2 protein-coding genes are annotated in these 14,638 nt (G+C 50.2%); both read left to right on the top strand.

Annotated elements, in window-relative coordinates; genetic code table 11:
• Window positions 1-12 precede the first annotated feature (12 nt).
• A complete protein-coding gene (gene srfAB, locus M1D94_RS19285; protein WP_456270312.1) occupies window positions 13-10,764 on the top strand; it encodes a surfactin non-ribosomal peptide synthetase SrfAB in 10,752 nt (3,583 codons plus the stop codon).
• Between the two features lie 36 nt (window positions 10,765-10,800).
• Window positions 10,801-14,628 (top strand): surfactin non-ribosomal peptide synthetase SrfAC, encoded by a 3,828-nt coding sequence (srfAC, locus tag M1D94_RS19280; protein WP_326243344.1) that lies wholly within the window; start codon window positions 10,801-10,803, stop codon window positions 14,626-14,628.
• Window positions 14,629-14,638: the final 10 nt, after the last annotated feature.

The raw sequence follows: 14,638 nt of genomic DNA, 5'->3' as shown, positions 1-14,638 counted from the left end.
TAGAGGTGGCATATGAGCAAAAAATCGATTCAAAAGGTGTACGCACTGACACCAATGCAGGAGGGAATGCTGTATCATGCGATGCTTGATCCGCATTCTTCCTCGTACTTCACACAATTAGAGCTTGGGATTCACGGCGCTTTTGATCTTGAAATCTTTGAGAAAAGCGTCAATGAACTGATTCGGTCATACGATATTCTCCGTACGGTATTTGTGCATCAGCAGCTGCAAAAACCGCGTCAGGTCGTGTTAGCGGAACGCAAAACAAAGGTGCATTATGAGGATATCAGTCATGCAGACGAGAACCGCCAGAAAGAGCACATTGAGCGTTACAAACAAGACGTTCAGCGCCAAGGCTTTAACCTGGCAAAAGACATATTGTTCAAGGTAGCGGTTTTCCGCCTTGATGCAGATCAGCTGTATCTTGTCTGGAGCAATCATCATATTATGATGGACGGCTGGAGCATGGGCGTCCTCATGAAAAGCCTGTTCCAAAACTATGAAGCGCTCAGAGCAGGAAGGACACCGGCAAACGGTCAAGGCAAGCCTTACTCCGATTACATCAAGTGGCTTGGAAAACAGGACAATGAAGAAGCGGAGAGCTACTGGAGCGAGCGCTTGGCGGGTTTTGAACAGCCAAGCGTGCTCCCGGGCCGCCTGCCTGTGAAAAAAGACGAATACGTCAATAAAGAATATTCATTTACATGGGACGAAACACTGGTTGCCCGTATTCAGCAAACCGCAAATCTCCATCAAGTGACAGGGCCTAACCTATTTCAGGCCGTTTGGGGCATTGTTCTCAGCAAATACAACTTTACGGATGATGTGGTCTTCGGAACGGTCGTCTCGGGACGACCGTCTGAAATCAACGGAATCGAAACGATGGCGGGGCTGTTTATCAACACCATTCCAGTGCGGGTGAAAGTTGAAGGAGATGCTGCATTCGCTGATATTTTCACAGCTGTTCAGCAGCATGCAGTAGAGGCAGAGCGTTACGATTACGTGCCGCTCTATGAGATTCAAAAACGCTCAGCTCTTGATGGCAATCTCTTAAACCATCTGGTCGCGTTTGAAAATTATCCGCTTGATCAAGAGCTTGAAAACGGCAGCATGGAAGACCGCCTCGGGTTTTCGATTAAGGTAAAAAGAGCATTTGAACAAACGAGCTTCGATTTCAACCTGATTGTGTATCCGGGCAAAACGTGGACCGTCAAAATTAAATATAACGGAGCCGCCTTTGATTCCGCTTTTATCGAACGGACAGCGGAGCACCTTACCCGCATGATGGAAGCAGCTGTCGATCAGCCGGCCGCTTTTGTGCGTAAGTACGGGCTTGTTGGAGACGAAGAGCAGCGGCAAATTGTCGAGGTGTTTAACAGCACGAAAGCCGAACTCCCTGAAGGAATGGCTGTTCACCAAGTGTTTGAAGAGCAAGCGAAACGGACGCCGGCGAGCACTGCCGTCGTATATGAAGGAACCGAGCTGACGTACCGCGAGCTGAATGCAGCCGCTAACCGTCTGGCGAGAAAGCTTGTCGAACAAGGCCTTCAAAAAGGGGAAACAGCAGCGATTATGAACGATCGCTCAGTAGAAACCGTTGTCGGCATGCTGGCTGTGTTAAAAGCAGGTGCCGCATATGTGCCGCTTGATCCAGCGCTTCCGGGGGATCGTCTTCGTTTCATGGCAGAGGACAGCTCCGTTCGAATGGTTTTGACCGGAAATTCTTATACAGGGCAGGCACATCAGCTGCAAGTGCCGGTTCTTACACTGGACATAGGCTTTGAAGAGAGTGAAGCGGCTGACAATCTCAACCTGCCATCCGCCCCGTCTGATTTGGCGTACATCATGTACACATCCGGTTCAACGGGCAAACCGAAAGGCGTCATGATCGAACATAAAAGCATTCTGCGCCTCGTCAAAAATGCCGGGTACGTTCCTGTTACTGAAGAGGACCGCATGGCGCAAACGGGAGCTGTCAGCTTTGATGCCGGAACGTTTGAGGTATTCGGCGCACTGCTGAATGGCGCAGCGCTTTATCCAGTCAAAAAAGAAACGCTGCTTGATGCAAAACAATTTGCTGCATTCCTGCGTGAGCAAAGCATCACAACCATGTGGCTGACATCACCTTTATTCAACCAGCTTGCTGCAAAGGATGCGGGTATGTTCGGCACACTGCGCCATTTAATCATCGGCGGAGATGCCCTTGTCCCGCATATTGTCAGCAAAGTAAAACAGGCATCGCCGTCGCTTTCATTGTGGAACGGATACGGCCCGACAGAAAACACGACATTTTCAACCAGTTTTCTGATCGACCGCGAGTATGGCGGCTCTATCCCAATCGGGAAGCCGATCGGTAATTCCACTGCCTACATCCTGGATGAGCAGCAATGCCTGCAGCCAATCGGCGCGCCTGGTGAGCTTTGCGTAGGCGGAATCGGTGTAGCGCGTGGGTATGTCAATCTCCCTGAGCTGACAGAGAAGCAATTTCTCGAAGATCCGTTCAGACCGGGTGAGAGAATTTATCGCACTGGTGACTTGGCAAGATGGCTGCCGGACGGCAATATCGAATTTTTAGGCAGAATCGACAACCAAGTGAAGGTGCGCGGCTTCCGAATTGAGCTTGGCGAAATTGAAACAAAACTGAACATGGCTGCGCATGTGACAGAGGCTGCGGTGATCATCCGCAAGAACAAAGCGGATGAAAATGAAATTTGCGCGTACTTTACGGCGGACCGTGAAGTGGCTGTGAGCGAGCTGAGAAAAACACTGTCTCAGTCTTTGCCTGACTATATGGTCCCTGCCCACCTGATTCAAATGGACAGTCTGCCGCTCACGCCAAACGGGAAAATCAACAAAAAAGAACTGCCTGCACCGCAATCAGAAGCCGTGCAGCCGGAATACGCAGCACCAGAAACAGAGAGTGAAAAGAAATTAGCGGAGATCTGGGAAGGAATACTCGGCGTCAGAGCAGGCGTTACCGATAACTTCTTTATGATCGGCGGCCATTCTTTGAAAGCGATGATGATGACGGCGAAAATTCAAGAGCATTTTCATAAGGAAGTTCCGATAAAAGTGCTTTTTGAAAAGCCGACTATTCAAGAACTGGCACTGTATTTGGAAGAGAACGAAAGCAAGGAGGAGCAGACGTTTGAACCGATCAGGCAAGCATCTTATCAGCAGCATTATCCTGTATCCCCGGCCCAGCGGAGAATGTATATCCTCAATCAGCTTGGACAAGCAAACACAAGCTACAACGTCCCCGCTGTACTTCTGCTGGAGGGAGAAGTAGATAAAGACCGGCTTGAAAACGCGATTCAGCAATTAATCAACCGGCACGAAATCCTCCGTACATCGTTTGACATGATCGACGGAGAGGTTGTGCAAACCGTTCATAAAAACATATCGTTCCAGCTGGCGGCTGCCAAGGGACGGGAAGAAGACGCGGAAGAGATAATCAAAGCATTTGTTCAGCCGTTTGAATTAAACCGCGCGCCGCTCGTCCGTTCGAAGCTTGTCCAGCTGGAAGAAAAACGCCACCTGCTGCTCATTGATATGCATCATATTATTACTGACGGAAGTTCAACAGGCATTCTAATCGGTGATCTTGCCAAAATATATCAAGGCGCAGATCTGGAACTGCCACAAATTCACTATAAAGATTACGCAGTTTGGCACAAAGAACAAACTAATTATCAAAAAGATGAGGAATACTGGCTCGATGTCTTTAAAGGCGAACTGCCAATACTGGATCTTCCCGCGGATTTCGAGCGGCCAGCTGAACGGAGCTTTGCGGGAGAGCGCGTGATGTTTGGGCTTGATAAGCAAATCACGGCTCAAATCAAATCGCTCATGGCAGAAACAGATACGACAATGTACATGTTTTTGCTGGCGGCGTTCAATGTACTCCTTTCCAAGTACGCGTCACAGGATGATATCATTGTTGGCTCGCCGACAGCTGGCAGAACACATCCTGATCTGCAAGGTGTGCCGGGTATGTTTGTCAACACGGTGGCACTCAGAACGGCACCAGCGGGAGATAAAACCTTCGCGCAATTTCTTGAAGAGGTCAAAACAGCCAGCCTTCAAGCATTCGAGCACCAGAGCTATCCGCTTGAGGAGTTGATTGAAAAGCTTCCGCTTACAAGGGATACAAGCAGAAGTCCGCTGTTCAGCGTGATGTTCAACATGCAGAATATGGAGATTCCTTCATTAAGATTAGGAGATTTGAAGATTTCCTCGTATTCCATGCTTCATCATGTTGCGAAATTTGATCTTTCCTTGGAGGCGGTCGAGCGTGAAGAGGATATCGGCCTAAGCTTTGACTATGCGACTGCCTTGTTTAAGGACGAGACGATCCGCCGCTGGAGCCGCCACTTTGTCAATATCATCAAAGCGGCCGCGGCTAATCCGAACGTTCGGCTGTCTGATGTAGATCTGCTTTCATCTGCAGAAACGGCTGCTTTGCTAGAAGAAAGACATATGACTCAAATTACCGAAGCAACCTTTGCCGCTCTTTTTGAAAAACAGGCCCAGCAAACACCTGACCATCCTGCGGTGAAGGCTGGCGGAAATCTGCTGACCTATCGCGAGCTTGATGAACAGGCGAACCAGCTGGCGCATCATCTTCGTGCCCAAGGGGCCGGAAATGAAGACATTGTCGCGATTGTTATGGACCGGTCAGCTGAAGTCATGGTATCGATTCTCGGTGTCATGAAGGCGGGGGCAGCTTTCCTTCCGATTGATCCTGATACACCTGAAGAACGAATCCGTTATTCATTAGAGGACAGCGGAGCAAAAATTGCGGTCGTGAATGAAAGAAACATGACGGCTATTGGGCAATATGAAGGGACAATCGTCAGCCTTGATGACGGTAAATGGAGAAATGAAAGCAAGGAGCGCCCATCATCCATTTCCGGGTCTCGCAATCTTGCATACGTCATTTATACGTCCGGTACGACCGGAAAGCCAAAGGGCGTGCAGATTGAGCATCGTAATCTGACAAACTATGTCTCTTGGTTTAGTGAAGAGGCGAGCCTGACGGAAAATGATAAGACTGTATTGCTTTCATCTTACGCATTTGACCTTGGCTATACGAGCATGTTCCCTGTACTTCTGGGCGGGGGCGAGCTCCATATCGTCCAGAAGGAAACCTATACGGCGCCGGATGAAATAGCGCACTATATCAAGGAGCATGGGATCACATATATCAAGCTGACACCGTCTCTGTTCCATACAATAGTGAACACCGCCAGTTTTGCAAAAGATGCGAACTTTGAATCCTTGCGCTTGATCGTCTTGGGAGGAGAAAAAATCATCCCGACTGATGTTCTCGCCTTCCGTAAGATGTATGGACATACCGAATTTATCAATCACTACGGCCCGACAGAAGCAACGATCGGCGCCATTGCCGGGCGGGTTGATCTGTCTGAGCCGGATGCATTTGCGAAACGCCCGACAATCGGACGCCCGATTGCGAATGCCGGCGCGCTTGTCTTAAATGAAGCATTGAAGCTTGTGCCGCCGGGAGCGAGCGGACAGCTCTATATCACGGGACAGGGGCTTGCGAGAGGGTATCTCAACAGGCCTCAGCTGACAGCCGAGAGATTTGTAGAAAATCCATATTCGCCGGGAAGCCTCATGTACAAAACCGGAGATGTCGTACGAAGACTTTCTGACGGTACGCTTGCATTTATCGGCCGGGCTGATGATCAGGTGAAAATCCGAGGCTACCGCATTGAGCCGAAAGAAATTGAAACGGTCATGCTCAGCCTCAGCGGAATTCAAGAAGCGGTTGTATTAGCGGTTTCCGAGGGCGGTCTTCAAGAGCTTTGCGCGTATTATACGTCGGATCAAGCTATTGAAAAAGCAGAGCTCCGGTACCAGCTTTCCCTAACACTGCCGTCTCATATGATTCCTGCTTTCTTTGTGCAGGTTGACGCGATTCCGCTGACGGCAAACGGAAAAACCGACAGAAACGCTCTGCCGAAGCCTAACGCGGCACAATCCGGAGGCAAGGCCTTGGCCGCACCGGAGACAGCGCTTGAAGAAAGTTTATGCCGCATTTGGCAGAAAACGCTTGGCATAGAAGCCATCGGCATTGATGACAATTTTTTCGATTTAGGCGGCCATTCATTAAAAGGGATGATGCTGATTGCCAACATTCAGGCGGAATTGGAGAAAAGCGTACCGCTTAAAGCACTGTTCGAGCAGCCGACTGTTCGCCAGCTGGCGGCTTATATGGAGGCGTCTGCCGTTTCAGGCGGCCATCAAGTCCTCAAACCGGCTGACAAGCAGGCTATATATCCATTGTCATCCGCACAGAAACGGATGTACGTGCTCAATCAGCTTGACCGCCAGACGATAAGCTACAACATGCCATCTGTTCTTCTAATGGAAGGAGAGCTTGATATTTCGCGCCTGCGTTACTCACTCAATCAGCTTGTGAACCGTCACGAATCATTGCGGACATCATTTATGGAAGCCAATGGTGAGCCTGTTCAGCGCATCATTGAGAAGGCGGAGGTTGATCTTCATGTGTTTGAAGCCAAAGAAGACGAAGCGGACCAAAAGATTAAGGAATTTATCCGGCCATTCGACTTAAACGACGCACCGCTCATTCGCGCAGCTTTGCTTCGAATAGAAGCAAAAAAACATTTGCTGCTTTTAGATATGCATCACATCATCGCAGACGGCGTCTCAAGAGGCATTTTTGTAAAAGAATTGGCGCTGCTTTACAAAGGAGAACAGCTTCCGGAGCCGGCGCTTCATTATAAAGATTTCGCCGTTTGGCAAAATGAAGCTGAGCAAAAAGAACGGATGAAGGAGCATGAGGCGTATTGGATGTCGGTTCTTTCTGGCGAGCTGCCAGAGCTTGATCTCCCGCTCGATTATGCCCGTCCGCCTGTGCAAAGCTTTAAAGGAGATACGATCCGTTTCCGTACGGGAAGTGAGACGGCAAAGGCGGTAGAAAAACTGCTTGCGGAAACCGGAACGACCTTGCACATGGTGCTCCATGCTGTTTTCCACGTCTTTTTAAGCAAAATTTCCGGACAGCGGGATATCGTCATCGGCTCCGTTACTGCCGGCCGGACGAATGCTGATGTTCAGGACATGCCGGGAATGTTCGTCAATACACTTGCCCTGAGAATGGAAGCGAAAGAACAGCAAACATTTGCGGAGCTTTTGGAGCAAGCAAAGCAGACGAGCCTGTCAGCGCTTGAGCATCAGGAGTATCCGTTTGAAGATCTCGTTAATCAGCTTGATCTCCCTCGGGATATGAGCCGAAACCCATTGTTTAATGTGATGGTGACGACAGAAAACCCTGATAAAGAACAGCTTACATTGCAAAATCTGAGCATTTCACCTTATGAGGCTCATCAGGGAACTTCTAAGTTTGATCTGACACTGGGCGGATTTACTGATGAAAATGGCATTGGCTTGCAGCTCGAATATGCGACAGATCTGTTCGCGAAAGAAACAGCTGAAAAATGGAGCGAATACGTTCTGCGGCTACTAAAGGCTGTTGCGGATAACCCGAACCAGCCGCTTTCCAGCCTGTCACTGGTCACCGAGACAGAAAAGCAAGCGCTTCTTGAGGCATGGAAGGGCAAAGCGCTGCCTGTGCCGACAGACAAAACGGTTCATCAGCTATTCGAAGAGACTGTCCAGCGCCACAAAGACTGTCCGGCTGTCACATACAACGGCCAGTCTTGGACGTACGGCGAGCTGAATGCGAAGGCAAACCGTCTCGCGCGGATTCTGATGGACTGCGGCATCAGCCCGGATGACCGCGTCGGCATTCTCACGAAGCCGTCGCTTGAAATGTCCGCCGCGGTGCTCGGCGTCTTGAAAGCCGGAGCGGCGTTTGTGCCGATTGATCCTGACTACCCGGATCAGCGGATTGAGTATATTTTACAGGACAGCGGCGCGAAGCTCCTCTTGAAACAGGAAGGCATTTCAGTGCCGGACAGCTATACGGGAGATGTCATTCTTCTCGACGGAAGCCGCACGATTCTAAGCCTGCCGCTTGATGAAAACGACGAGGGAAATCCAGAGACGGCTGTAACCGCGGAGAACTTGGCGTACATGATTTACACGTCTGGAACGACCGGACAGCCGAAGGGTGTCATGGTCGAGCACCATGCGCTTGTGAACCTGTGCTTCTGGCACCACGACGCGTTCAGCATGACAGCGGAGGACCGCAGTGCGAAGTACGCGGGCTTCGGATTCGACGCTTCCATTTGGGAGATGTTCCCGACCTGGACGATCGGCGCCGAACTTCACGTCATTGATGAAGCGATCCGCCTCGATATCGTCCGCCTGAACGATTATTTTGAAACGAACGGCGTAACGATCACGTTCCTGCCGACACAGCTTGCGGAACAGTTCATGGAGCTTGAGAACACATCACTTCGCGTATTGCTCACCGGAGGAGACAAGCTGAAGCGCGCAGTGAAAAAGCCGTACACACTCGTCAACAACTACGGGCCGACAGAAAACACGGTCGTTGCCACAAGCGCAGAAATCCATCCGGAGGAAGGCTCGCTTTCCATCGGACGGGCCATTGCCAATACGAGAGTATACATTCTCGGCGAGGGCAATCAGGTGCAGCCGGAAGGCGTAGCCGGAGAGCTTTGCGTGGCGGGGCGCGGACTGGCACGCGGCTATCTGAATCGAGAAGACGAAACCGCGAAGCGGTTTGTCGCTGATCCGTTTGTGCCGGGTGAGCGCATGTACCGCACCGGCGATTTGGTGAAATGGACGGGCGGCGGCATCGAATACATCGGCCGGATCGACCAGCAGGTCAAGGTCCGCGGCTACCGGATCGAGCTCTCAGAAATTGAAGTCCAGCTCGCCCAGCTTTCTGAGGTGCAGGATGCGGCGGTGACAGCTGTCAAAGATAAAGGTGGCAACACAGCGATCGCGGCGTATGTCACCCCGGAATCAGCTGACATAGAAGCACTGAAATCAGCACTGAAGGAAACCCTGCCGGATTACATGATCCCGGCGTTCTGGGTGACGCTGGACGAGCTTCCGGTTACGGCAAACGGCAAAGTGGACCGCAAAGCCTTGCCTGAGCCGGACATCGAAGCGGGAAGCGGAGAATACAAAGCGCCGACGACCGACATGGAAGAACTGCTTGCCGGCATCTGGCAGGACGTGCTTGGAATGTCTGAAGTCGGTGTCACCGACAATTTCTTCTCGCTTGGCGGAGATTCCATCAAAGGAATTCAAATGGCGAGCCGCTTGAACCAGCACGGCTGGAAGCTGGAAATGAAAGATCTCTTCCAGCACCCGACGATCGAAGAGCTGACCCAATATGTAGAGCGTGCCGAAGGCAAACAGGCAGACCAAGGCCCGGTGGAGGGCGAAGTCATCCTGACGCCGATCCAGCGCTGGTTCTTTGAAAAGAACTTCACGAACAAGCACCACTGGAACCAATCGGTGATGCTTCACGCCGCGAAGGGCTTTGATCCTGAACGGGTGGAGAAAACATTGCAGGCGCTGATCGAGCATCATGACGCGCTCCGCATGGTCTTTCGTGAGGAAAACGGGCACATCGTTCAGGCGTATCAACCGATCGGTGAGAGCGAGGTCAGCTTCGAAATCGTGGATCTGTACGGCTCCGATGAAGAGATGCTGAGAAGCCAGATTGAAATTCTCGCGAACAAGCTGCAGAGCAGTCTCGATCTGCAAAACGGGCCGCTTCTAAAGGCGGAGCAATATCGCACAGAAGCTGGGGATCACCTGCTCATTGCTTTACACCATCTCGTGGTCGACGGTGTGTCATGGCGGATTTTGCTTGAAGACTTTGCTTCAGGCTACATGCAGGCTGAGAAAGAAGAGAGCCTTGTCTTCCCGCAAAAAACAAACTCCTTCAAGGATTGGGCGGAAGAACTGGCGGCATTCAGCCAATCAGCGCATCTTTTACAGCAGGCTGAATACTGGTCGCAAATTGCCGCTGAACAGGTTTCTCCTTTACCGAAGGATTGTGAAACTGAGCAGCGGATCGTCAAGGATACATCATCCGTCCTATGTGAATTAACGGAAGAAGACACGAAGCATCTTTTAACAGATGTTCATCAGCCATATGGAACTGAAATCAACGATATTCTTCTCAGCGCGCTCGGTTTGACAATGAAAGAATGGACAAAGGGGGCCAAAATTGGCATTAACCTTGAGGGACACGGCCGGGAGGACATTATCCCGAATGTGAATATCTCCAGAACGGTCGGCTGGTTTACGGCACAATACCCTGTTGTGCTCGACATATCTGACGCAGATGCCCCGGCTGTGATCAAAACAGTCAAAGAAAACCTGCGCCGCATTCCGGACAAAGGTGTTGGCTACGGCATTCTTCGTTATTTCACAGAAACAGCGGAAACAAAGGGCTTCACACCGGAGATCAGCTTCAACTATTTGGGCCAATTCGACAGTGAAGTCAAAACCGATTTCTTTGAACCGTCCGCTTTCGATATGGGGCGCCAAGTAAGCGGAGAATCAGAGGCGCTGTACGCTTTAAGCTTCAGCGGCATGATCAGAAACGGCCGGTTTGTGCTTTCCTGCTCCTACAATGAAAAGGAGTTTGAAAGAGCCACGATTGAAGAGCGAATGGAACGGTTTAAAGAAAACCTCCTGATGCTAATCCGCCATTGCACGGAAAAAGAAGACAAGGAATTCACACCAAGCGACTTTAGCGCCGAAGACCTTGAAATGGACGAGATGGGAGATATCTTTGACATGCTTGAGGAGAATTTAAAATAAAACGCAAGGGAATTACAGAAGGCGGGAGCGAAACATATGAGTCAATTTAGCAAGGATCAGGTTCAAGATATGTATTACCTATCGCCGATGCAGGAAGGGATGCTTTTTCATGCCATCCTGAATCCCGGCCAAAGCTTTTACCTTGAACAAATCACGATGAAAGTAAAAGGCAGCTTGAATATCAAATGTCTTGAAGAAAGCATGAATGTGATCATGGACCGGTACGATGTATTTCGTACCGTGTTCATTCACGAAAAAGTAAAAAGACCTGTCCAAGTCGTATTGAAAAAACGGCAGTTCCGTATAGAAGAAATCAATCTGACACACTTAACGGGCAGCGAGCAAACAGCCAAAATCAATGAGTACAAAGAACAGGATAAGATCAGGGGTTTTGATTTGACGCGGGATATTCCGATGCGGGCAGCCATTTTCAAGAAAGCTGAAGAAAGCTTTGAATGGGTGTGGAGCTACCACCACATTATTTTGGACGGATGGTGCTTCGGCATCGTCGTACAGGATCTATTTAAGGTATACAATGCTCTGCGCGAACAAAAGCCGTACAGCCTGCCGCCCGTCAAACCGTATAAAGACTACATCAAGTGGCTTGAAAAGCAGGATAAACAAGCATCACTGCGTTACTGGCGCGAGTATTTAGAGGACTTTGAAGGACAAACGACGTTTGCGGAGCAAAGAAAGAAACAAAAGGACAGCTATGAGCCGAAAGAGCTGCTCTTTTCACTCCCGGAGGCGGAAACAAAGGCCTTTACCGAGCTTGCAAAATCGCAGCATACCACTTTGAGTACGGCACTGCAGGCAGTCTGGAGCGTATTGATCAGCCGCTATCAGCAGTCTGGCGATTTGGCCTTCGGTACAGTTGTTTCAGGGCGTCCCGCGGAAATCAAAGGCGTTGAACATATGGTCGGGCTGTTTATCAACGTTGTCCCGAGACGTGTGAAGCTGTCTGAGGGTATCACATTTAACGGCTTGCTCAAGCAGCTGCAGGAGCAATCGCTGCAGTCTGAGCCGCATCAATATGTGCCGCTTTATGACATCCAAAGCCAGGCCGATCAGCCGAAACTGATTGACCACATCATTGTTTTTGAGAACTATCCGCTTCAGGATGCGAAAAATGAAGAAAGCAGTGAAAACGGCTTTGATATGGTGGATGTTCATGTTTTTGAGAAGTCGAATTATGATCTCAACCTGATGGCTTCCCCGGGAGATGAGATGCTGATTAAGCTTGCTTATAACGAGAATGTGTTTGATGAGGCGTTTATCCTGCGCTTGAAATCTCAGCTTCTCACAGCAATTCAGCAGCTCATCCAGAATCCGGATCAGCCTGTCAGCACGATCAACATCGTTGACGACAGGGAGAGAGAATTTTTGCTAACCGGCTTAAACCCGCCGGCTCAAGCTCATGAAACAAAGCCTCTGACGGATTGGTTCAAGGAAGCAGTGAACGTCAATCCGGATGCACCGGCGCTTACGTATTTCGGCCAGACCCTGTCTTATCGCGAATTAGATGAGGAAGCGAACCGCCTTGCACGCCGGCTGCAAAAACACGGTGCGGGCAAAGGCTCTGTTGTAGCGCTGTACACGAAGCGCTCACTTGAACTGGTGATCGGCATTCTCGGTGTATTAAAGGCGGGAGCAGCCTATCTGCCGGTTGATCCGAAGCTGCCAGAGGACCGAATCTCGTATATGCTGGCTGACAGTGCGGCAGCCTGTCTTCTGACGCATCAGGAGATGAAAGAACAAGCGGCTGAGCTGCCGTATACAGGCACAACGCTCTTCATTGATGATCAAACACGGTTTGAAGAACAGGCAAGCGATCCTGCAACCGCGATTGATCCTAATGATCCGGCATATATCATGTACACGTCCGGCACAACCGGAAAGCCAAAGGGCAATATCACCACTCATGCCAATATTCAAGGATTGGTCAAGCATGTAGACTACATGGCATTCTCTGAGAAAGATACATTCTTGTCTGTTTCGAATTACGCCTTTGACGCATTTACTTTTGATTTCTATGCTTCTATGCTGAATGCGGCACGGCTCATTATCGCAGATGAACATACGCTGCTTGATACAGAACGGCTCACAGATCTGATCCTGCAAGAGAATGTCAATGTCATGTTTGCGACAACCGCACTATTTAATCTTCTCACAGATGCGGGAGAGGATTGGATGAAGGGGCTTCGCTGCGTGTTATTCGGCGGAGAGCGCGCGTCTGTGCCTCACGTCAGAAAAGCGCTGCGGGTCATGGGGCCGGGCAAGCTGATTAACTGCTACGGGCCGACTGAGGGAACAGTGTTTGCGACAGCTCACGTCGTGCATGATCTGCCGGATTCCATCTCCTCATTGCCGATTGGAAAGCCGATCAGCAATGCCAGTGTTTATATTCTGAACGAGCAAAGCCAGCTCCAGCCATTCGGGGCGATCGGTGAACTGTGCATCAGCGGAATGGGCGTGTCAAAAGGGTATGTAAATCGTGCTGACCTCACGAAGGAAAAGTTTATCGAGAACCCGTTCAAGCCGGGAGAAACGCTTTACCGTACAGGGGATTTAGCGCGCTGGCTGCCGGATGGAACGATTGAATACGCCGGCCGTATTGACGACCAGGTCAAAATACGCGGACACCGGATTGAGCTTGAAGAAATCGAAAAGCAGCTGCAGGAATACCCAGGTGTGAAAGATGCGGTCGTTGTGGCGGACCGCCCTGAGTCTGGCGATGCATCAATCAATGCCTACCTTGTGAACCGAACGCAGCTTTCAGCTGAAGACGTGAAGGCGCACCTGAAAAAACAGCTTCCTGCTTACATGGTGCCGCAAACCTTTACCTTCTTGGATGAGCTTCCTTTAACGACGAACGGGAAAGTCAATAAACGGCTGCTCCCAAAACCTGATCAGGATCAGCTGGCGGAAGAATGGATTGGACCGCGGAACGAGATGGAAGAAACAATCGCACAAATATGGTCTGAGGTTCTCGGCAGAAAGCAAATTGGCATTCATGACGATTTCTTTGCGCTCGGAGGGCATTCCTTGAAGGCCATGACCGCCGCGTCCCGCATCAAGAAAGAGCTCGGGATTGATCTTCCAGTAAAGCTTTTGTTTGAAGCGCCGACGATCGCCGGCATTTCAGCGTATTTGAAAAACGGGGGTCCTGATGGCTTGCAGGATGTAACGATAATGAATCAGGATCAGGAGCAGATCATTTTCGCATTCCCGCCGGTCTTGGGCTATGGCCTTATGTACCAAAATCTGTCCAGCCGCTTGCCGTCATACAAGCTGTACGCCTTTGATTTTATTGAGGAGGAAGACCGGCTTGACCGCTATGCGGATTTGATCCAGAAGCTGCAGCCGGAAGGGCCCTTAACATTGTTTGGATATTCAGCGGGATGCAGCCTGGCGTTTGAAGCTGCGAAAAAGCTTGAGGAACAAGGCCGTATTGTTCAGCGGATCATCATGGTCGATTCCTATAAAAAACAAGGTGTCAGTGATCTGGACGGACGCACGGTTGAAAGTGATGTCGAAGCGTTGATGAATGTCAATCGGGACAATGAAGCGCTCAACAGCGAAGCCGTCAAACAAGGCCTCAAGCAAAAAACACATGCCTTTTACTCATACTACGTCAACCTGATCAGCACAGGCCAGGTGAAAGCAGATATTGATCTGTTGACTTCCGGCGCTGATTTTGACATGCCGGAATGGCTTGCATCATGGGAAGAAGCTACAACAGGTGCTTACCGTGTGAAAAGAGGCTTCGGAACACACGCAGAAATGCTGCAGGGCGAAACGCTAGATAGGAATGCCGGGATTTTGCTCGAATTTCTTAATACACAAACCGTAACGGTTTCATAAATGAAGTGAT

The sequence above is a fragment of the Bacillus sp. JZ109 genome, assembly GCF_053903135.1.
The sequence above is the reverse complement of the archived record's forward strand: the minus strand, read 5'-3'. Positions and strand labels throughout refer to the sequence as shown.